Origin of the sequence: Streptomyces angustmyceticus (assembly GCF_040701845.1) — a bacterium.
Classification (GTDB): Bacteria; Actinomycetota; Actinomycetes; order Streptomycetales; family Streptomycetaceae; genus Streptomyces; species Streptomyces angustmyceticus_A.
The window spans coordinates 34,708-53,521 of the sequence record NZ_JBFBHQ010000005.1; the positions used below are offsets into that span (position 1 = coordinate 34,708).

At 75.6% G+C, this 18,814-nt stretch carries 13 protein-coding genes; 6 read left to right on the forward strand and 7 right to left on the reverse strand.

Features of this window, described 5'->3' with window-relative positions; all coding sequences use genetic code 11:
* Nucleotides 1–176 precede the first annotated feature (176 nt).
* Nucleotides 177–2,378, forward strand: a complete 2,202-nt coding sequence (locus AB0411_RS13430) for a PIG-L family deacetylase (protein WP_366417435.1) — start codon at nucleotides 177–179, stop codon at nucleotides 2,376–2,378.
* Here the strand turns inward: AB0411_RS13430 and AB0411_RS13435 are convergent.
* Genes AB0411_RS13435 through AB0411_RS13445 form a run of 3 tightly spaced genes read right to left on the reverse strand, consistent with a single transcriptional unit; the run spans nucleotide 2,336 to nucleotide 6,431 of the window.
* Entirely contained in the window at nucleotides 2,336–2,842 is a 507-nt protein-coding gene (locus AB0411_RS13435; RefSeq protein ID WP_366417436.1) for a GtrA family protein, read from the reverse strand. The two genes, AB0411_RS13430 and AB0411_RS13435, sit on opposite strands and share 43 nt — an antisense overlap.
* Complete coding sequence (locus tag AB0411_RS13440; RefSeq protein WP_366417437.1) at nucleotides 2,842–3,825, reverse strand: glycosyltransferase family 2 protein; 984 nt, start codon at nucleotides 3,823–3,825, stop codon at nucleotides 2,842–2,844. The genes AB0411_RS13435 and AB0411_RS13440 overlap by 1 nt, the downstream gene beginning before the upstream one ends.
* Nucleotides 3,822–6,431 carry a YfhO family protein gene (locus AB0411_RS13445; protein WP_366417438.1) on the reverse strand — a complete coding sequence of 870 codons (2,610 nt, stop codon included), beginning with the start codon at nucleotides 6,429–6,431 and terminating at the stop codon, nucleotides 3,822–3,824. The genes AB0411_RS13440 and AB0411_RS13445 overlap by 4 nt, the downstream gene beginning before the upstream one ends.
* A gap of 115 nt (nucleotides 6,432–6,546) precedes the next feature.
* On the opposite strand from AB0411_RS13445, the gene AB0411_RS13450 reads away from it, so the two are divergent.
* From AB0411_RS13450 to AB0411_RS13465, 4 genes are all read left to right on the forward strand, one after another.
* A complete protein-coding gene (locus AB0411_RS13450; RefSeq protein ID WP_366417439.1) occupies nucleotides 6,547–8,475 on the forward strand; it encodes a glycosyltransferase in 1,929 nt (642 codons plus the stop codon).
* A 146-nt stretch (nucleotides 8,476–8,621) separates the two neighbouring features.
* Nucleotides 8,622–9,002, forward strand: coding sequence for a hypothetical protein (locus tag AB0411_RS13455; protein WP_366417440.1), 381 nt, complete (start codon nucleotides 8,622–8,624; stop codon nucleotides 9,000–9,002).
* A gap of 137 nt (nucleotides 9,003–9,139) precedes the next feature.
* A complete protein-coding gene (locus AB0411_RS13460) occupies nucleotides 9,140–9,412 on the forward strand; it encodes a DUF1876 domain-containing protein (RefSeq protein WP_366417441.1) in 273 nt (90 codons plus the stop codon).
* Between the two features lie 56 nt (nucleotides 9,413–9,468).
* Nucleotides 9,469–10,137 carry a class I SAM-dependent DNA methyltransferase gene (locus AB0411_RS13465; protein WP_366417442.1) on the forward strand — a complete coding sequence of 223 codons (669 nt, stop codon included), beginning with the start codon at nucleotides 9,469–9,471 and terminating at the stop codon, nucleotides 10,135–10,137.
* Nucleotides 10,138–10,156: 19 nt separating this feature from the next.
* Here AB0411_RS13465 and galE read toward each other — a convergent pair whose 3' ends face one another.
* The 3 genes from galE to AB0411_RS13480 all read right to left on the reverse strand — a co-directional run bounded on the left by galE (nucleotide 10,157) and on the right by AB0411_RS13480 (nucleotide 16,780).
* Nucleotides 10,157–11,134, reverse strand: a complete 978-nt coding sequence (galE, locus tag AB0411_RS13470) for a UDP-glucose 4-epimerase GalE (RefSeq protein WP_366417443.1) — start codon at nucleotides 11,132–11,134, stop codon at nucleotides 10,157–10,159.
* Between the two features lie 52 nt (nucleotides 11,135–11,186).
* Nucleotides 11,187–12,839, reverse strand: a complete 1,653-nt coding sequence (locus AB0411_RS13475) for a glycosyltransferase family 2 protein (protein WP_366417796.1) — start codon at nucleotides 12,837–12,839, stop codon at nucleotides 11,187–11,189.
* A 263-nt stretch (nucleotides 12,840–13,102) separates the two neighbouring features.
* Entirely contained in the window at nucleotides 13,103–16,780 is a 3,678-nt protein-coding gene (locus AB0411_RS13480; protein WP_366417444.1) for a bifunctional glycosyltransferase/CDP-glycerol:glycerophosphate glycerophosphotransferase, read from the reverse strand.
* 251 nt (nucleotides 16,781–17,031) lie between these two features.
* Between AB0411_RS13480 and AB0411_RS13485 the strand changes: the two genes are divergently transcribed.
* On the forward strand, nucleotides 17,032–17,718 hold the full coding sequence (locus AB0411_RS13485; protein WP_366417445.1) for a class I SAM-dependent methyltransferase: 687 nt from the start codon (nucleotides 17,032–17,034) through the stop codon (nucleotides 17,716–17,718).
* A 67-nt stretch (nucleotides 17,719–17,785) separates the two neighbouring features.
* On the opposite strand, the gene AB0411_RS13490 is transcribed toward AB0411_RS13485, so the two are convergent.
* Nucleotides 17,786–18,742 carry a class I SAM-dependent methyltransferase gene (locus AB0411_RS13490; RefSeq protein ID WP_366417446.1) on the reverse strand — a complete coding sequence of 319 codons (957 nt, stop codon included), beginning with the start codon at nucleotides 18,740–18,742 and terminating at the stop codon, nucleotides 17,786–17,788.
* Nucleotides 18,743–18,814 lie beyond the last annotated feature (72 nt).

Consider the following 18,814-nt stretch of genomic DNA (forward strand, 5'->3'; position numbering starts at 1 on the left):
GGGTGGAGGACGCGGAAAAGCCTCCGGGAAGTCTTTGCAGCGTCAACTTTCTGACTGTTGTTCACCCGGGAAGGTTGTTGTCGTTCACCGGGAAGTTCTGTGGTGCTCATCACGGATCCGGCCAAGTGGTGCGTTTCCGGGCGTGCGGATCTTCCGGGCGCCCGAATACTGAGGGGGTGTCACCCCCGCACCCGCCCCCCGTCTCCCGCCGCCGGCTGCTGCTGGCCACCGGCGGCGGTGTGCTCGCCGCTGCGGCGGGCGCCGGCGTGTGGGCCCGGCTGTCGGACGACCCCCCTGCGGCCGGAGGGGCGGGGCCCGAAAGGCCGCTGACGGACCCGGCGCACCAGTCCTTCGTGCACGTCATCGCGCACGCCGACGACGGCCTGTACTTCATGAACCCCGACCTGGAGCAGTCCCTGCGCAGCGGGGCGCGCTCGGTCACCGTCTGCCTCACCGGCGGGGAGGCCGACGGCCGCAACACCCGCCGGCACGCGCTCGCCCCCGCCCGCGTACCGGGCGACCGGGCGGCCTTCTCCCGGGCGCGCGCCAACGGGCTGCGCGCCGCCTGCGCCGCGATGGCCACCGGCGACCCGGCCGCCCGCTGGGACGTCGCGGCGCTGTCCCTGCTCCCCGGCTTCGAGGTGGAGGTGCAGACGCTGCGCGACGCCCCGCAGCACCAGCTGGTCTTCCTGGAGCTGGTGGAGTCCCGGGCCGTCTGGCAGGCCCGTGCCACCAGCCTGCGCGGCCTGTGGCTGGGGGTCACCGCCACCCTGCCCACGCTGCGCCCGGCGGGTACTCCCGTGCGGCGGCGCCACCACTACACCCGCGACCAGGTCGTCGCGACGCTGGTGGCGGTGCTCGACCGGGCCCGGCCGACCGTCGTGCGCACCCTCGACCCGAACGCGGTGCACTCCTGGAAGCGGCCGCCGGACACGCCGGACCGCGACCCCAGGCTCGCCGGGCTGCGCTACTACGACCACCAGGACCACACCGCCTCCGCCTACTTCGCGCAGGCCGCGCTGGCCGCCTACGGGGCCCGCGGGCGCCCGGCCATCGTGGAGAGCTACCTCGGCTACGAGTCCGGGGCGCTGCCCCACGACCTCGACCTCGCCACCGCCCGCCGCAAGGCCCGGCTGCTGTCGGTCTACGGCTGGGCCGACCACCGTGCCTGCGGCGACCCGGCGGGCTGCGGCGACCTCAAGGTGGGCGGCTCGGCGCTCAACGGCGGCTCGCGCAACTGGACCCGCAGCACCCGGCTGCGCGCCCCCGGCTCCAACGCCTGGCTCCGCCCGGCCCACGACGGCCGGCTCGCCGCGTTCGCGGTGCTGGGCCGGACGGCGTACTGCTGGGCGGAGACCCGTCCGGGCAGCGGGAGTTTCAGCGCGCCGGTGGCGGTGGGCGGCGCGGGGCTGCAGGGGCAGATCCAGGTGGTGCGCCGCCCCGACGGCGCGCTCCAGCTGTTCGCGTCCCGCACCGTGCTGCCGGGCCGCGGCGCCGCCCACCGGCGCGAGCTGCTGACCGCGCCGCAGACCGGCACCACCGCGGGCGGCGTGCCCCTCTTCGCGCGCTGGGAGTCGCTGGGCTCGCCCGACCCGGACCCGGTCCGGTCGCTGGAGACCGGCTTCCCGGCGGCGGTGGCCGGACCGGACGGCACGGTGCATGTCTTCGTCCGCACCTGGGACGGCAACGTCGCGCACCGCGGCGGCCCGCACGGCCGGCACTTCTCGCCGTGGCAGCGGCTGGAGGGGCCGGTCAGCACCCTGACCGCCTCGCCGCGGATCGTCGACGGGCTGGACGCCTGTGTGGACGCCGGCGGGCTGGTCCATCTGGCCGCGCCGACCCTGGGGACCGTGCAGCACTGGGTGTCCAAGGAGCCGGGGCAGATCCCGCGGCCGGCCGCGGCCACCGGCCTGCCGCAGCCGGCCGGGCCGGTCAGCCTCGTCCCGCTGGCCGACGGCGCGGTGCGGGCCGTGTTCCGGCGCTCGGCCACCGCCCAGATCCTGATCGCCGAACGGCAGCGGACCATCGGCGCCTGGCGGGTGGCGGCGCGCTGCGCGGCCGTCGGCGGCTACGGGCGGGTGGCGGCGGCGCCGATCGGCAGCGACGGCCGGATGGTGCTCGCGGCGCGCGACGACGCGGGCGAGGTGCGGGTGGCGATGGCCCAGGACGGGCCCCGGCCCTGGCAGCGCGGCCGGGTGGCGCACACGGCGGCGGCCGGGGTCGCCCAGGACGCCGTCGGGCGGGCGGTGGTGGTCGCGCTGGGGCTCGACGGCAGGCTGTACGCGGCGCGGCAGGCGTCGGCCGGGCAGACCGGGCGGTTCGGGGGCTGGCGGGCTCAGGCGGCCTCGCCGGAGCGGGCGGGCGGCGGGCCGGCCTGAGCGGCGGGTCCGGGCCGGGCGGGTCCGGGCCGCGCCGGAGCGGGCCGGGCGGGACCGTGCCGTGCGGAGCCGGGCCGGTGCGAGGGGCGCAGGATCCGCCGGGAGAGCAGATAGCTGAACGGCAGCGCGCACAGCGCCGCGACCGGCGGCGCCACCGCGGTGTCCAGCCCGCACCAGCCCACCAGCGCCACCAGCCCCGCGCTCTGCATCCCGTAGTTGGTGACCTGGGTCAGCGGGAAGAGCAGGAACTTCGTCCAGGTCGGGCGGGTGCGGTAGGTGACGTAGGTGTTCAGGAAGAACGAGCCGGCCATGCTCACCGCGAAGGCCGCGGTGTAGGCCGCGAAGTACGGCAGCAGGCGGTGCAGCGGCAGATAACAGGCCGAGAACGTCAGGGTGTTGACCCCGCCGACGGCGGCGAAGCGCACCAGCTGGCCGCGCGGGCCGGGCGGCGGCAGGGCCCGCATCAGCCGGCCTGGGACCGGGCGGCGGGTTCGCCCGCCGGAGGGGGGACGGCTGCCGTGGCGGGGGCCGGGTTGCTCTCCTTGACCAGGAAGTGCGGCCGCCGCTTGGCCTCGTAGTAGATCCGCCCGATGTACTCGCCGATCAGCCCGAGCATCACCATCTGCAGCCCGCCCAGGCCCACGACGATCGCCACCAGCGTCACATAACCCGGGACGGTGACCCCGCCGGCGAGCGCCGCGCCGATGATCCACAGGGTGTAGACGGCGGCGAGCGAGGCCAGGCCGAGCCCGGCGTAGATGGCCCGCCGCAGCGGGCGGCAGTTGAAGGAGAGCAGGCCGTCGATGCCGTAGTCGACCAGCGAGCCCAGGTGCCACTTCGTCTCGCCGGCCTCCCGGGCGGCGTTGCGGTAGTCGAAGGTGACGGTGTCGAAGCCGATCCAGGAGAACAGGCCCTTGGAGAAGCGGTGGTACTCCGGCAGCGAGAGCAGCGCGTCCACGGCCTTGCGCGACAGCAGCCGGAAGTCGCCCACGCCGTCGGTGAGTTCGACGTCGACCCACCTGTTGACGGCGCGGTAGTAGAGCCTGCTCAGCGTGGTCCGCAGCCGCCGGTCGCCGGTCCGGCTGCGCTTGGCGACGACCTGGTCGTGGCCGAGCTGGTAGAGGTCGAGCATCGTCTCGATGAGGCCGGGCGGATGCTGCAGATCGGCGTCCATGAGGATCACCGCGTCGCCGGTGGCGGCCCGCAGGCCCGCCAGTATGGCGGGCTCCTTGCCGAAGTTGCGGCTGAAGGAGAGGTAGCGGGTGGTGCCGCGGTGCTGCTGGGCGAGGCCGCGGAGCCGGGCCAGGGTGCCGTCGGCGCTGCCGTCGTCGACGTAGCACAGCTCGTAGTCGACGGCGAGGGAGGCGAGGACCGCGCGGAGCGTCTCGTCGAAACGGCTCAGGACGGCCTCTTCGTTGTAGCAGGGGACGACGATGGAGAGCTTCATGAGCAGGCCTTTTCGCCGGGGTCGGGGGGCGGCTCCGCGGGGTCGGCGGGGCGGCGGCGCCGGCCGCGCACGGCGGCCGCGGTGACCGCCGGCACCGCCGCGAGGCTCGCCGCGAGCCCCGTGGGCAGGCCCGGCGGCAGGTAGGAACACGACAGCCGCTCGGCGCCCCGGCCCAGCGGCACGGCCAGCAGACCGGCGAACGCGTCCGGCGTGTGCGGCGCTCCGCCGTCCACCGCACAGGTCCATCCCGGGAGGGCGGGGAGCGCCAGCACCGCGCTGCCCCGGCTGCCCGGACGCAGCCGGGCCGTCAGCCGGTGGCCGCCGGCGGCGAGTTCCACCGGGCCCCGGGCGCGCAGCGCGTCCACCGCCGCCGCCAGCCTGCGCCCGGACAGGCAGCCGACCGCCCGCCCGGGGACGTGCTGCGGGCCCCGGCCCGAGAAGCGCACCGTCACCGTGCCGTCCGCGGGCACCGGGCCCAGGGTCCGCACCGGGTTGGCGGTGACGTCCCGCCTGCCGGTCCCCTCGGTGCGCCCGCCCGGGCCGCTGACCTCGCCGGAGAACCAGGGCGCGTACCAGACGACGGTGCTGCCCGGGGTGCACCGCGCGGTGAAGGCGGTCCCCGCGCCGTCCGCGCCCTCGCCGGGCAGCCGCCAGCCGCCGCGTTCGGGCACCGCCGCGCCCGCGGCGGGCGTCAGCCGCGGCACCTCGTACACGGCCGCGCCCAGCACCCGCTCCTGGCGCGCGAACACGCTCTCCGCGCCGGCGGGCCGCGGCAGGGCGCTTCGCACCGTCAGCAGCGGGGCCGGCCGCGCCGCACGCACCACGAACCGGGCCCGGTCCCCGGGCACCGGGTCCAGATGGCTGCCGACGCCCATGAGCGCCCGGCCCACCGGGTCCTCGAAGCTGAGCGTATGACGGCCCCTCATGTACCAGCCGGCGCCCAGGCCCCGCAGGGTGCGGGCGGTGGCGGCGGGCACGAAGCTGCTGTAGTACGCGCCGCCCTGGCCGCCGACCAGCAGCGGGTCGTTGTCGGCGAACTCGTGCGGGCCCGGGTCGCTGCGGGTGCGCGGCCAGCCGGGGCGGGCGGTCAGCACGTCCCGGGCCGCCAGCGACGGCCCGGACAGCGTGATCTTGGGCTGGAACCAGGCGATCCTGCTCCGTGCGGTGGTCACGGACCAGGCGGTGTAGGCCGAGCCGAGCAGGACCGTGCCGGTCAGCGCGGCGGTGGCGGCGGCCCGGGTGCGGGCGGAGCCGGGCGCGCCCAGCGCGCACAGCGCCGGGAGGGCGAGCGCGCCGGCCGCCACCAGGGGCCAGGCGGTGGCGCCGGCCGTGTCCTGGTCGCGGCAGAGCCAGGCGAGCAGCGCGACCAGCGCCGCGCCCGCGGCCAGTTCGCGGGGGCGCGGGCGGTGCGCCAGCGCGAGCCAGGAGATCATCACGAGGATGCCGCTGAGGACGAAGGCGGCGCGGTACGGGCTGCCGTTGGGCAGCGCGAAGCCGTGCCACAGCAGGATCGTCGGCTCCTGGACGAAGGAGACGGCGACGCCCGCCGCCAGGGCGCACCACCCGGCCCGCACCCGCGGCGGCACCGCACGCACGAACGGGAACGCGGCCACCAGCAGCAGCCCGGGGACCCCGATGGCCAGGTGCGGCGCCGGCACCGGGCCGTGGTCGCCCGGCAGCAGCTGCGCCAGCTGCGCGAGCAGCGGCGGCCGCTCGTCGTAGGAGACCTCGGGGGCGGGCTGGGCGGCGCGGGCGGCCGCGAAGGTGACGGTCAGGACGGGCGCGGCGAGCAGGATGCCGGTCAGCGCCATCGAGGCGGCACGGGCCAGCGCGCGCAGCCGCTCGCGCCACGGCATCCGGCCGGCCGTCAGCAGCCGCACCACCAGCACCAGCGCCATCGCCAGGGTCGCCATCGCGGCCGTGTAGAAGTTGCCCGCCCAGGCCAGGGCGACCAGCAGGGTGCCGGATGCCCAGCGGGTGCGGCGCAGGCACCAGTCCGCGGCGATCCCGGTCAGCGGCAGCGCCACCAGGCCCCACATCCACATCGGGTCCGTGCTGCCGTCGGCCGGCACCCAGGCGCACAGCCCGTACCCCACCGACAGCAGCGCCCGCAGCAGGCCGGAGCCCGGCCGCAGCCGGCCGAGGAGGACGGTCATCAGGGCGGCGCCCAGGCCGATGCAGCACAGGGTGGCCAGGAAGACCGGCAGATCGGCCAGCGCGCGCGGGAAGAGCCCGACGAGCAGCGAGAAGGGGTTCGTCAGATAGCCGAAGAAGTCCGCGAGGAAGGGGACGCCGTAGCCGCTGCTCCAGTTGAAGAACAGGTCGCCGTCGGCGGTGCCGTGCAGCAGGTCCCACAGGCGGGCGTGGAACGGCACGAACTGGTTGCCCAGGTCGTTGACGGCGCGTGAGCGCGGGCCGAAGGGGTAGCCGCCGTACAGGGCGAGCGCGAGGCAGTACGCCCCCATGGACAGGGCCGCCGCGAGAGCGGGAGCCGCGCGCCGCCGGAGGGCTCCGCGGGCCGCGGCCGGGCGTTCACTTCCGGGAAGGGGACGGGCAACCTCCAGGGGACGGACCGCCTCTTGTGGGGTGGCGGACGTCGGAGCCACCGGCACTCCTCCACGATCGGCGAACGTTCACCCAACGTTATATGTCTTAATAGTCCCCTTTGCCCGGCTGGGACGCCGGGTATTTCGGGGATTGCTGAAAGAAACGGAGGGCACGGTGCCCGCCCCTGACGACCCCGCGGCCGCGTCCTCGCCCGGACCGGACGCCCCGACGACGCCGGCCGTCTCCGTGATCGTGCCGGTGCACAACACCCTGCGCTACCTCGACCGCTGCCTCGGCTCGGTCTTCGGCCAGACACTGGACCAGCGCCGCATCGAGGTCATCGCGGTCGACGACGGCTCCACCGACGGCAGCGCCGAACGGCTGGCCGAACTCGCCCGCCGGCACCCCGGCCTGACCGTGCTCCGCCAGGCCGCCTCGGGCGGCGCCGGCCGACCGCGCAACACCGGACTGGACCACGCCACCGGCGACTACGTCTTCTTCCTCGACTCCGACGACCGGCTCGGCCCCGAGGCACTGGAGCGGCTCACCCGCATGGCCGACCGCTGCGGCTCCGACGTCGTCTGCGGCCGCATCGTCGGCGCCGACGGCCGCGCCGCCCCCGTCGACCTGCGCACCACCAGCGACCGGGTCTCCGTCTTCGACTCCCCGGTCTACTGGTCGCTCGCCGCCTACAAGCTCTTCCGCCGCTCCTTCCTCGAAACGCACCGGCTGCGCTTCGTCGAGGGCCGGCTGCTCGGCGAGGACCTGCCGTTCGGCAGCACCGCCCTGCTGCGCGCCGGGGTCGTCTCCGTCGTCGCCGACCACGACTGCTACCACCTGCACGGACGCGACGACGACAGCAACGCCAGCCGCCAGGACATCGACTGGTGCGACTACCTCGACTACCTCGCCACCGTCCTCGAAGGCGTCGCGGCCGAGGTCCCGCCCGGCGCCGAGCGCGACAAGCTCATGGTCCGGCACTTCCACGGCGAGATACTCATGCCCTTCGGGGCCGCCTACCTCGCCCGCGACCCGGCCGGCCGGCAGCGGATGGCCGCCGCCGCCCGCCCCCTCGTCGAGCGCTACTGCACCGACCGCGTCCGGGCCGCCCTGCCGCCCGGACTCCGGCTGCGCGCCCACTGCCTGCGCGCCGGGCTCGACGACGCACTGGAAGCCGTCGTCCGGGCCGACACCGCACAGCAGCCCGACCCGCCGCACCTCGGCGACGACGGCCGGGTGTACGCCGGCTACCCCCTCTTCCGCGACCCGCGGCACGCCCTCCCCGACGCCTGCTACGACCTCACCGACCGCGTCGTGGTCCGCCAGCGGCTGATCCGCCGGCGCTGGGCCGGCGGCGTCCTGCACCTGCGGGGCACCGCCGCCCTCCCCCCGCTCGCCGCCGGCACCGTCGAGATCCAGCTCCGGCGCAGCGGCACCGTGCACCACGTCCCCGCGCGCTGCTCCGACGGCGCCTGGCAGGCCGCCGTCGACCCGGCGACCGCGGCCGACGGCGGGCCGCTGGCCGACGGCACCTGGGGTCTCAAGATCGCCGTCACCGCGCACGGCACGGCGGACACCGCCGGAGCCGCGCTGCGCCGCGAGGCCTGGCTGGTCCCCGAAGAAGGCGCCGACGAGGAGGAGTTCGCGCCGCGGATCGTCGGCCGGGGCCCGGCCGGACCGTCCGTCGCCGCGCTCTTCCTCTCCCACCCGCACGGCCATCTCCACCTCGACCTGGACCGGGACGGGGTCCGCCGGCCACTCGGCACCGACCTGCACGGCACCGCCACCTGCAGCCGCTTCGGACGCGCCGCCCTCACCGCGCACCTCACCCTGCCCGGCTGCCCCGCGGACGCCGGACTCGGCCTGGTCCTGCGCGACGCGACCCGCTCGGTGGCGCTGCGCACCACCGCCGAACGCGGCGCCGGCGACCGGTACACCGTGCGCTCCCTGCTGCGCCGCGGCCCCCGCGGCACCTGGCAGGTGGCCCTGCGGGTGACCACGGGCGCGCTCTCGCAGGAGCTGCCCGTCCGCGGCGCCGACGGACACACCCCGCTGACCCTCACCGTGCCCGGCACCCCCCGCCCGCCGCAGCCGCCGCGCTGACCTCGGCGGCGGCCCCTTCGGCCACCGCCGAAAAGCCTGGTGCGATCCACCCCCGCGGGAACAGGCTGACCAACCATCAGGCACCTGCCGAAGGTGTCCCGCGGGGAACCGCCCCGCGGGACCGCAGGACCAAGGGGGAACGTCACATGTCCGTACTGAAGCGAGCCGGAATGGCGGCCGTGGCCGTCGCGGCGCTGGTCGTCCCGGCGGGCGCCGTCCTCGGCACCGCCACCACCGCGGCGGCGGCCGGCGGCACCGTCCAGGGCTGCCCCTACGGCGCCGTCTGCATCTACCCGCAGAACGCCGGATGGAACGGCGGCCACCCGTCGCTCTTCTACTACAGCTACGGGGCCCACAACCTCAGCAACCAGGTCGGCACGCACCGCATCTTCAACAACCAGTCCGGCGGCGCGACCATGCGGACCTGCACGGGCTACAACGGCACCGGATGCCAGGGCTACCTCTCGCCCGGCTACTACATCGACAAGGACCTCACACCGATCAACTCCATCACCCTCCAGCCGTAGCGGCCGGACGGCGTGAGCGCGCCCGGGGCGGGGACCGGACCACCTCCCGCCCCGGGCGCGGCCGCGTGGCGGGCGCACACCGTGCGCCCGCCGCCCGGCAGGCGCACGCTGGTAAGAGGGGCCCGGAGGTGATCGTGATGCTGCAGACCACTGTCGGATGGCACGTCGACATGGAATTCGAGGAGGACACCCACCGCACCCGCGCCGCCTGCCTCGTACGGCTCCCCGACGGGACCGAGGTACGGGCCCACGGCTACGCCAGCCGCCACCCCGTCGACTCCCACCAGCCGCGGGTCGGCGAGGAGGTCGCGGGGGCCAGAGCGCTCAACGAACTGGCGATGAAACTGCTGACCAAGGCACATGACGAGATCGACGAGGCCTCGGGCCGCACCTCGCACCCGCTGGCCTGAGCCGGGTCCCGCATCCCGCCGCCGGCCCCGGCGCCCGCGCAGTAGGCTGCCGGGCCATGACCGAACCGGACTTCCTGCGGACCACCCGGGCGTTCTACGACGCCGTCGCGGACGACTACGCCGACCATTTCCGGGACGTCCTGGCGTCCCGGCCGCTGGACCGGTCGCTGCTCGCCTGCTTCGCCGAACTCGTACGCGCCGACGGCGCGGGCCCCGTCGCCGACCTCGGCTGCGGACCCGGCCTGGTCACCGCCCACCTCGCCGCCCTGGGGCTCTCCGTGTTCGGCGTCGACCTGTCGCCGCGGATGGTGGCACACGCCCGGCGCGAGCACCCCGGGGTGCGGTTCGAGGAGGGCGCGATGACGTCCCTCGACCTGCCGGACGGCTCCCTCGGCGGCGTGGTCGCCTGGTACTCGATCATCCACACGCCGCAGGAACGGCTGCCGGAGCTGTTCGCCGAGTTCCACCGGCTGCTCGCCCCCGGCGGCCACCTGCTGGTCGCCTTCCAGACGGGCGACGAGCCGCTGCACGTGGCGCAGCCCTTCGGCCACCCCGTATCGCTCGACTTCCAGCGGCGGCAGCCGGAGCGGATCGCCGGGCTGGCGGCCGCCGCGGGGCTCGCCGTACGGGCCCGGATGCTGCGGGAGCCCGACGAGGAGCTGGGGGACACCGCCCCGCAGGCCTGCCTGATGATCCGCAAACCGGCCGCCGCCGCCCGCTCATGACGGGCGGCGGCCCGCCGTCCTAGCCCTGCGGGCGGTGGTGCTGCCAGCCCGCCCAGGCCGACGTGATCATGTCGCGCACATCGTGGCGGGCCTTCCAGCCCAGCTCCGCGGTGATCCGGTCGGCGGCCGCGACCACCCGCGCCGGGTCGCCCGCACGGCGCGGGGTCACCTCGGCCACCACGCCCCGGTGCCCGGTGATCCCGGTGATCAGATCGATCATCTCGCGCACCGAAACGCCCTCGCCGCGCCCGATGTTCAGCGTCAGGTCGCGCACCGGACCCGGCTCGGCGAGCTTGCGGGCCGCCGCCACATGGGCGTCCGCGAGGTCGGCGACATGGATGTAGTCGCGGATGCAGGTGCCGTCGGGGGTGTCGTAGTCGTCGCCGAAGATGCGCGGCGCCTCGCCCGCGGTCAGCCGCTCGAAGACCATCGGGACGATGTTGTACACCCCGGTGTCGGCCAGCTCGGGCGCGGCCGTCCCGGCGACGTTGAAGTAGCGCAGACAGGCGGTGCTGATGCCGTGCGCCCGGCCCGCCGCACGGGCCATCCACTCGCCGACGAGCTTGGTCTCGCCGTACGGGTTGATCGGCGTGCAGGGGGTCTCCTCGGTGACCAGCTCGACATCCGGCATGCCGTACACCGCGGCCGACGAGGAGAACACCAGCCGGCCGACGCCGCCCGCGGCCATCGCCTCCAGCAGCGTCTGCAGACCGTGCACGTTCTCCCGGTAGTAGTGCAGCGGCATCTCGACGGACTCGCCGACCTGCTTCTTCGCGGCCAGATGCACGACATCGGTGATGCCGTGCTCGGCGAAGGTGGCGTCCAGCAGCGCGCGGTTGAGCGTGGAGCCGACGACCAGGGGGACGTCCTCGGGGATCCGGGCGGCCACGCCCGACGTCAGATCGTCGAGCACGACGACCGTCTCGCCCGCCCGGCGCAGGGCACGTACGACATGGGCACCGATGTAGCCGGCACCACCCGTGATCAAGTAAGACATAGCGCCAATCCTAGGTCGGGGTCGGGAAACGCGGGCAGCGGGCGGACACGGCTCAGCCGCGCAGCCGCCGGGCGGCGATCCGCCACACGCTGCGCGGGCCGGAGGCGACCCGCAGTGACAGGGCGCCGCCGGTCGTCGCATACGGCTGCACCAGCAGCACCGCATGCCGGCGGCTGGGCAGCACCCGGCGGCGCAGCCCCGGGCCCAGGGCCCGCAGCGAGGCACGGAAACCGGCCCCGTTCGCGCAGCTGACCTGCGCCATCAGATCCCACGGCTCGGGATCGGCGCCCTGCCGGCCGCTGCGCTCGGCCAGCGCCGCCAGATCCAGCACCACCTCGGCCGTCCAGCACGCCTGCGACCCGCCGACGGCCGGAGCGGCGGTGAGGGCCGCGGTGTGGACCGGGCCGCGCCGGTCGTCCCGGCGGCGCCGCAGCTCGATGTCGATGCTCTCCGGCCCCGCCGCGGCCAGCCGCCCGTACAGGTCGTGCACCCGCAGCCGCAGCACACCGGGCCCGGTGACCGCCGGCTCCGCGTCTATGGTCACCGGCAGCCGGTGCATCGGCTTGGTGCCGATCGCGTCCAGCTCGACCTCCGGCAGGTCCGCCGACCACACCGCCCGGCCGCCGGCCTCCGCGTACGGCGGCAGCAGCCGGCCCGGCCGGGCCGCCAGCTGCGTCAGCCGCTCCAGGTCCCGCGGCGCCGGCGACGCCAGCACCACCCGGGCCAGCCAGCGCGCCGGGGCACGCGCCGCCCGCAGATCGGCCTCGTCGAACCCCGCCAGGTAGGCGCGGGTCAGCCGCCACCACTCGGCGCGGTAGTCGGCGCCGCGGGTGTGCAGCTCGCGGACGTACATCCGCAGATCGTGGTCGAGGAACTTGGTGCCCGCCGCGTGCGCCAGCGTCTTCTGCCCGGCGTCCTGGAAGATCTGCACACTGGCGCGGTGCGCCGCGATCCGCGCCTGCCAGTTGCCGACGTCGTTGCGGTCCAGCGAGATCGACTGCCGGGCCGCGGCCCGGCGCACATGCCAGATGTAGACCCGCTCGGGGATCGTCGCGACGCGGGGCGCCGCGGCCAGCACCCGCGCGGTGAACACGAAGTCCTCGTAGGTGAAGCGGCCCTCGGGGAAAGTGATGGCGTGCTTGTCCAGGAACGCCCGCTCGTAGAGCTTGTTGACGCACAGCGTGTCCCGGACCAGCTGGGGGCTGGACTCGGGGGAGTCGTGCACCGCCGGCTCCCGGTAGAGGCCCGGCTGCCAGGGAACGTCGCGCCGCGCGGGCAACTCCCGCCGCACACAGGCACCGGCCACGACCGGGGCGTCGTGCTCCGAAGCGGCGGCCAGCAGCGCCCGGGCCGCGCCCGGGGGCAGCACATCGTCGCTGTCGAGGAACATCACGAAGCGTCCGGTGGCCGCCCGCAGACCGTCGTTGCGGGGCGTGCCGCAGCCGCCGCTGTTCGTGTCGCGGTGGATCACCCTCAGGCGTGGTTCGGAGTGCGCGAGGGCGTCCAGCGCGGCGCCGGTGCCGTCGGTGGAGGCGTCGTTCACCGCGATCACTTCGGTGACCGTTTCGCCGGGAGGCCCCTGCTCGAGTGCGGAGCGCACCGCGTCGCAGACATGGCCGGCATCGTTGAACGCGATGACGACGATGCTGACCTGTGCGGTTGGCGTGATGGTGGGCCCCGTCAGCGGATCGAGGGCTTCTTTCACAGTCACTGAATCTACATTTCGTGTCGACAGCATCTCTTGGCGCGAGCGAGGTCCGAACCCATTTCCGATGATTCAGAGGGCGAAACCCGACGCGTGGTTGCACCCGCCGCACCGCTTTTCCGCCCTCTTGCCGTCTTCTTACCGGGCGGGAGCCGGAGCCCCGGGTGTGCAGCGCCCGTAAAAGAGCCTGCACATGCTGTAACGACGCGGGCGCCGCACGATGCCGATCCGCACGCCACCACCTTGCGGCCGGCCCGCCCCGCTCACCGCTCCATCAGATCCGCCACCCGGCCCGCGGCGCCCCCGTCGTCCCGGTGGCAGAACGCCTCCCGGAAATCCGCGTACGCGCCGGCCGCCCCGGCCGCGACCGCCTCCAAGTCGCCCAGCGCGTCCACCAGTTCACCGGTCGAGGCCAGCAGCGGGCCCGGCACCCGGGCCTCGAAGTCGAGCGTGAAGCCGCGCAGGGTGTCGCGGTAGTGCGGCAGATCAGGGGTCAGGAACAGCATCGGCCGCCCCGTGTTGGCGAAGTCCGCCGCCAGCGACGAGTAGTCGGTGACCAGGACGTCCGCGGCCAGCAGCAGCTCGGTGGCGTCCGGGTGCGCGGACACGTCCAGGGCGAACGGCGCGTGGTGGGCGGGCAGCCGGTCGGCCACCAGCGGATGGGAACGCACCAGCAGCACATGGTCGTCCGCCAGCTCCCGCCGCGCCAGCTCCAGATCGAGCGGCAGATGCAGCCGGTGGTGGCCCGCGTCGTACGCCAGGTCGTCGCGCGGCGTCGGCGCGTACAGCACCACCCGCTTGCCGGGCCCGATGCCCAGCCGCTCGCGGACCGCGGCCGCCCGCAGGTCGCGGTCCGCGGCGAAGAAGGCGTCGGTGCGCGGCAGCCCCGTCTCCAGCAGCCGGCCGGAGTAGCCCAGCGCCGAGCGCAGTACCGGCGTGCTGTGCGCGTTGGGCGACAGCAGCACGCTCCACTGCCGGCTGACCCGCGGCCGCGGCGCCAGATGCGCCAGGCCCGCGCACAGCGTCCCGGCCAGATCGGCGCCGATCCGCTTGAGCGGGGTGCCGTGCCAGGTCTGGATGATGCGCTGCCCGCCGCGCCGGGTGAACCACCGCGGCAGATGGGTGTTGGTCACCACCCAGCGGCTGTGCGCCAGCGCACCGTGCCACTCGGCGCTGCCCACCAGCACCGCACGGGCCGTCTCCGGCACCGCCGTCTGCGCGTCGCGCACCGCCCACAGGTGCTCCACGTCCATGCCCCGGCGCACCAGCTCCTCGTGCACCGCCCGCGGCGAATCCCCGTACGCGCGCCCGCCGAAGCTGCTGTAGAGCACGGTGTCGCGCAGCGGACGCGAGCGGTGCAGCGCATAGTGCTGCTCGCGCAGCACCCGCCGGCGGTAGGGGCCGCGGTCGGTGGCGGGCAGCGCCGGCCCCGCCACCACGAGCGCCTCGTCGTGCCGGTGCCGGTCCAGGGTGAGCGGCTTGCCGCGCACCGTACGGACGGCCGGCAGTCCGTCCAGGAGGGACGGCACACAGCGCACCGGGGCGTCCAGCACGGAGCCGGGCGCGCCCTGTTCGCGCAGGTGCAGCGTCCAGCGGCCCTCGCGCAGCGGCAGCGGCCCGGCCAGCGACGGCAGCGCGCCCAGCGGCAGCACGCCGTGGAAGCGGCCGTCGTCATGGGTGGTGGCAAAGGCCAGCTCGGCGTCGTGCGCCCCGTGCTTGAGGACGAGCTCGGTGGCGTGCGGCGCGGCGTCCGGCAGCCCGCCCGTCACCAGCAGCGTGCCGTCCGCGCGCCACATCGCCCGCTCCAGGTACGGCTGCGGGGTGCGGTCGTGCAGCACCAGGTGTCCGGCAGGGGTGGCCGCGACGACCAGCTCACGGCCGTGCGGCAGCGGATGGGCGGCGGGCGCCAGCGCCGGGTCGCAGGCGATCGGCTCGGCCCCGCCGTCCGCCGCCACCACCTCCGCCGCCCAGCTCTCCGTATGGGCCGGCGGGATCGCCCGCGGCGCACCGTCCCGCGGGGGCCGCGCCGCGGCCAGCGCGTCCAGCCGGACACGGAAGACGAGCGGCGGGGGCGCGAGCGCGGGGGCCGCGGGGGAGGCGGCGGGGCCGACGGGCGCGGGCACCGCGGGCGACGTCCCGTCCGCTTCCGCCGCCGTCGCCCCGGCCCCCGCCGGCGGGCCCGGCTCCACCGGGAACGACACCACCGTGCCGGTGCCCTGGTGGGTCAGCCGCAGGGCGGTGGGCGGCGGACCTGGCGCGGTGACGGCCAGGTCCAGGGCGCCGGCCGCCGCCGCACGGTGCCCGGTCAGCCGCCGGGCCGGCCGGCTCACCGACAGCCGCAGCCGCCCGTCCGGGTAGCGCGGCGTGATCCGGACACCGCCCGCGCCGGCCCCGTCCCCGGGCAGGTCATGGGCGCACGGCGCGGCGCCCGAGCCGCTCTCCGCGCCGTGCAGCGCCGCGGCCCGCACCACGCCCGCCGACGCCAGCAGCACCCCCACCGACCAGTCGCCCGTCTCCCAGCGCCCGCCCTTGCGCAGCCGGGCCGGATCGATCCGCAGCTCGAAGCCCGACCAGTCGTAACAGTGCAGCTCCTGCCCGGACTCGGCGGTCGCCTCCGGCATCGCCACCGGCCGCAGCGGCAGCAGGATCCGCCGCCGCCCGCACGACAGCACCGCCGTCCTCAGATAGCTGTGCCGGTGCGCCGCGTCCAGGTTCCTGAGGTAGGCGTAGCCGCGCAGCACCAGCACCCCGCGGTGCCACACCGCCTCCCGGACCCGGGCCCGTACCGGGAAGTCGGCGCGATCCAGCCGGGTCACCCCCGGCGGCAGCTCCAGCGGCGGCGTCAGCGGCAGCACCGCGCGCTTGCGCAGCGGCGGCCCGGCGACCGTGAACCCGGCCGGGTTGCGGGCCTCGTGGGTGAGCAGGGTGAGCAGATCGGCCAGCCGCCCGGAACGGATCAGGTACCAGCGCATCCGCAGCTCCACGGGGAGCGTGGGGAACAGCCGCGGATCGACACCGGAGAGGAAGTCGCGGGCGCAGTCGAGGAACGCGGTCCGGCACTCCGGCGCGGCCGCCGGGAGCGCGTCGACCAGATCGAGCAGCCCCTCGGTCAGCTGCGCACGGTCGTAGTCGCGCTGATGGACGCTCAGCCGGGCATGGGCGGGGTCGGCGAGGAAACGCCGGATGCCGGCCACCGCCGCGAACCGGTCCCGCACGCCCCGGGCGTCGGGCCGCCGGTGGCGGTCCGGTCCCTCCGGCAGCCGCCAGTAACAGACGTGCTCCTGCAGCACGTCCACCGCCCCGGCGAGGAACAGCGCCGGCAGCGTCACCGCCGCGTCATGGCACAACTCCCCCTCGGGGAAGGCGAAGGCGTGCGCGTCCCAGAAGGTGCGGCGGAAGACCTTGTTCCGCGCGAAGTGGTCGGACAGCAGCGTCAGGTCGTCGCCGAGGCGGGTGCGCAGCGCGGTGGGCCGGACCGCCGGATGGTGCGCGGACTGGCTGCGGCCGGCCGCCCCGAGCCGGTAGACGTTGCCGGTCGCCAGGTCCGAACCGGACCGGTCCAGCAGCCCGACGAGATCCTCGTACGCCCGCGGCAGCAGCACGTCCTCGGCATCCAGGAAGGCCAGATAGGCGGTGTGCGGATAGGCGTGCCGGGCACCGGTGTTGCGGAGCGCGCCGCAACCGGGGGCCGGACCGCCCGCGGGGTGGTGGACGATCCGGAACCGCGGGTCGCGCTCCGCGAAACGGCGGGCGACAGCGGCGGGCCCGCCCTGCGCCGAAGCGGCACCGGCGCCGCCCTCCGCGGGCGGGCCGTCGTCCACCATCACCACATCCAGCTCGGTCAGCGTCTGGGCCGCGACCGACTCCAGGCACTCCTCCACATTCCGCTCGGACCCTCCGATGCGATGGACCGGGACGACGACGGTGAGCCGAGGCTTCATACGGGGACCAAGCCTTTCCGGACTGGCGATGCACAAGACCGGTCCGTTCAACTCGCCCGCGGCGGCACGGTCACCGGATCTGCGCTGAAAGGGTGAGAGACCCCGTCGACAGTTCGTGTGCGCATGAGGGCCCGCCGCGCGCGCACTCGGCGCGCCGTGGCGCCGGGCCGCGCCCGATGCCGTAGACCCGTTTGCACAGCCTCACGGCGCCTGGCGCGCCGTGTTCCCCCAGGGAAGGTGACCGCGCCCCGATGCCCGGCCGAACCGACAGCTCCGCCGCCACCGACAGCCCCGACGCCCAGCCGCCCGGCAGCGACACCCGGACCGCCCGGCCCCCGCGCCCCACGGACACCGCGCCGGCCGCCTCCACCGCGCGGCTGCCGGCCGAACGGGCCCGCGGCGGCCCGGCGCGACTGCTGCCCGCCCGGTCCCCGTTCCGCCGCCAGCTGCGGCGGATCGGCACCGGCCGGGTACTGGAGGTCGGCTGCGGGACCGGCGACACGCTCGCCGGCTGCGCACCCGGCAGCGTCGGGGTGGACCACGACCCGCAGTCCGTGGCCCGCTGCCGGCAGCGCGGGCTGACCGCCTACACGGCCGACACCTTCCTCGCGAGCCCGCACGCCCGGCCCGGCGCCTTCGACGCGCTGCTGACCGCGAACGTCCTGGAGCACCTGGACGACGAGCAGGCCGAGGTGCTGCTGCGGGCCTACGTCCGCTACGTACGGCCCGGCGGCGGCGTCCTCCTGATCACCGCACAGGAGGCCGGGCACCGGGCCGGCCCCACCCCGGTGCGCTTCACCGACTTCGCCCTGCTGCGCGCCTTCGCCGAATCCGCGGGCCTGGCCGTGCGGCGCACCTACTCCCACCCGCTGCCGCGCCCGGCCGGGATGCTGCTGCGGTCCAATGTGTTCGTCCTGGTGGGGCAGGTGCCGCGCTAGGCGGTGGGCTCCTGACGGGCGCGGGCCCGGTTCGGGGCGCGGTGGGGCCCCGGACCGAGCCGGGGCCTCAGTGCGTGCGTGCCCGCCGGCGGGCCCGCACCAGGGCGCGGGTGACGACCGGCGGCAGCACCTCGCGGGCCACCCGGCGCAGCGCGGCGCGCGGCACCGCCGGACGGTGCGGGCCCGGGCGGGCCGCGGACGCCCTCGGCGCCTGCGCCGCCGCCCGCTGCACGCCGCGGGCGGCGCCGGCCGCGTGCCGGGAGACCGGATGGGCGGGCTCCGCGGCCCCCTTGGCGCTCAGCCGCACCAGCGGGGCGCCGCCCACGTACTGCACCTCGTGCCAGATGTCGCCGCGGGACGCGATCCACTCCAGCAGCGCCTTCTGCAGCGGCTCGGGATCGCCGAACGTCCCGTAGAACTTGGTGCCCGTGATGCAGATGGGGCGCAGGCCCTCGTTCGCGACGGCCTGCCAGGTGGCCGCGGCCACCCCCGGGCAGTGTTCGGCGCGGTAGTCGTCCATCACCACCACGCCCTGCGCGGTGAGCAGCTCGCGCACCGTGAGGATGTCGCCGTGCACATGCTCGTACAGATGCGAGGCATCGATATGGGCGAAGCGCACCGACCCCTCGTCCACATGGTCGCCGACGATCGAGCTGAGACCCTGGACGATGGCCGGCAACTCGTCGTGGAAGGCGAGGTAGTTGGCCTCGAAGGCGCGGCGGGTCAGCGTCGCGTAGGACTTCCGCATCTCCTGGGAGTTGGAGGCGTCCCCGGCGGGGGAGTCGAACAGGTCGCAGACCGTGAAGCGCTCCTCGGGCCGCAGCCGCGCACCGAGGAAGATCGCGCTCTTGCCCATGTACGCGCCGAGCTCGAGCAGATCACCCGGCTCCGAACGGTCCTGCTGGTGCGCCAGGAACCAGTCGAAGAGCAACTGGTCGGCGGTGAAGAACCAGCCCTTGACCTCGGACAGCCGGGTGGGGCGCGGGAGTTGTTCGGCACTGTGGTCTGCGATGCGGGCAGTCATGTGCGGTCCGTCTCCAGACGGTCGGGAACAGAGAGCTGAGTACGACGCGTGCGTGGGGGAGTGCGTGCGGTA

Coding starts and splice junctions, on each gene's coding strand:
- AB0411_RS13435 (WP_366417436.1), bottom strand. CDS start 2,842: ATGCGGGCCCTGCCGCCGCCCGGCCCGCGCGGCCAGCTGGTGCGCTTC.
- AB0411_RS13440 (WP_366417437.1), bottom strand. CDS start 3,825: ATGAAGCTCTCCATCGTCGTCCCCTGCTACAACGAAGAGGCCGTCCTG.
- AB0411_RS13455 (WP_366417440.1), top strand. CDS start 8,622: ATGTCCGTACTGAAGCGAGCCGGAATGGCGGCCGTGGCCGTCGCGGCG.
- AB0411_RS13460 (WP_366417441.1), top strand. CDS start 9,140: ATGCTGCAGACCACTGTCGGATGGCACGTCGACATGGAATTCGAGGAG.
- AB0411_RS13465 (WP_366417442.1), top strand. CDS start 9,469: ATGACCGAACCGGACTTCCTGCGGACCACCCGGGCGTTCTACGACGCC.
- galE (WP_366417443.1), bottom strand. CDS start 11,134: ATGTCTTACTTGATCACGGGTGGTGCCGGCTACATCGGTGCCCATGTC.
- AB0411_RS13480 (WP_366417444.1), bottom strand. CDS start 16,780: ATGAAGCCTCGGCTCACCGTCGTCGTCCCGGTCCATCGCATCGGAGGG.
- AB0411_RS13485 (WP_366417445.1), top strand. CDS start 17,032: ATGCCCGGCCGAACCGACAGCTCCGCCGCCACCGACAGCCCCGACGCC.
- AB0411_RS13490 (WP_366417446.1), bottom strand. CDS start 18,742: ATGACTGCCCGCATCGCAGACCACAGTGCCGAACAACTCCCGCGCCCC.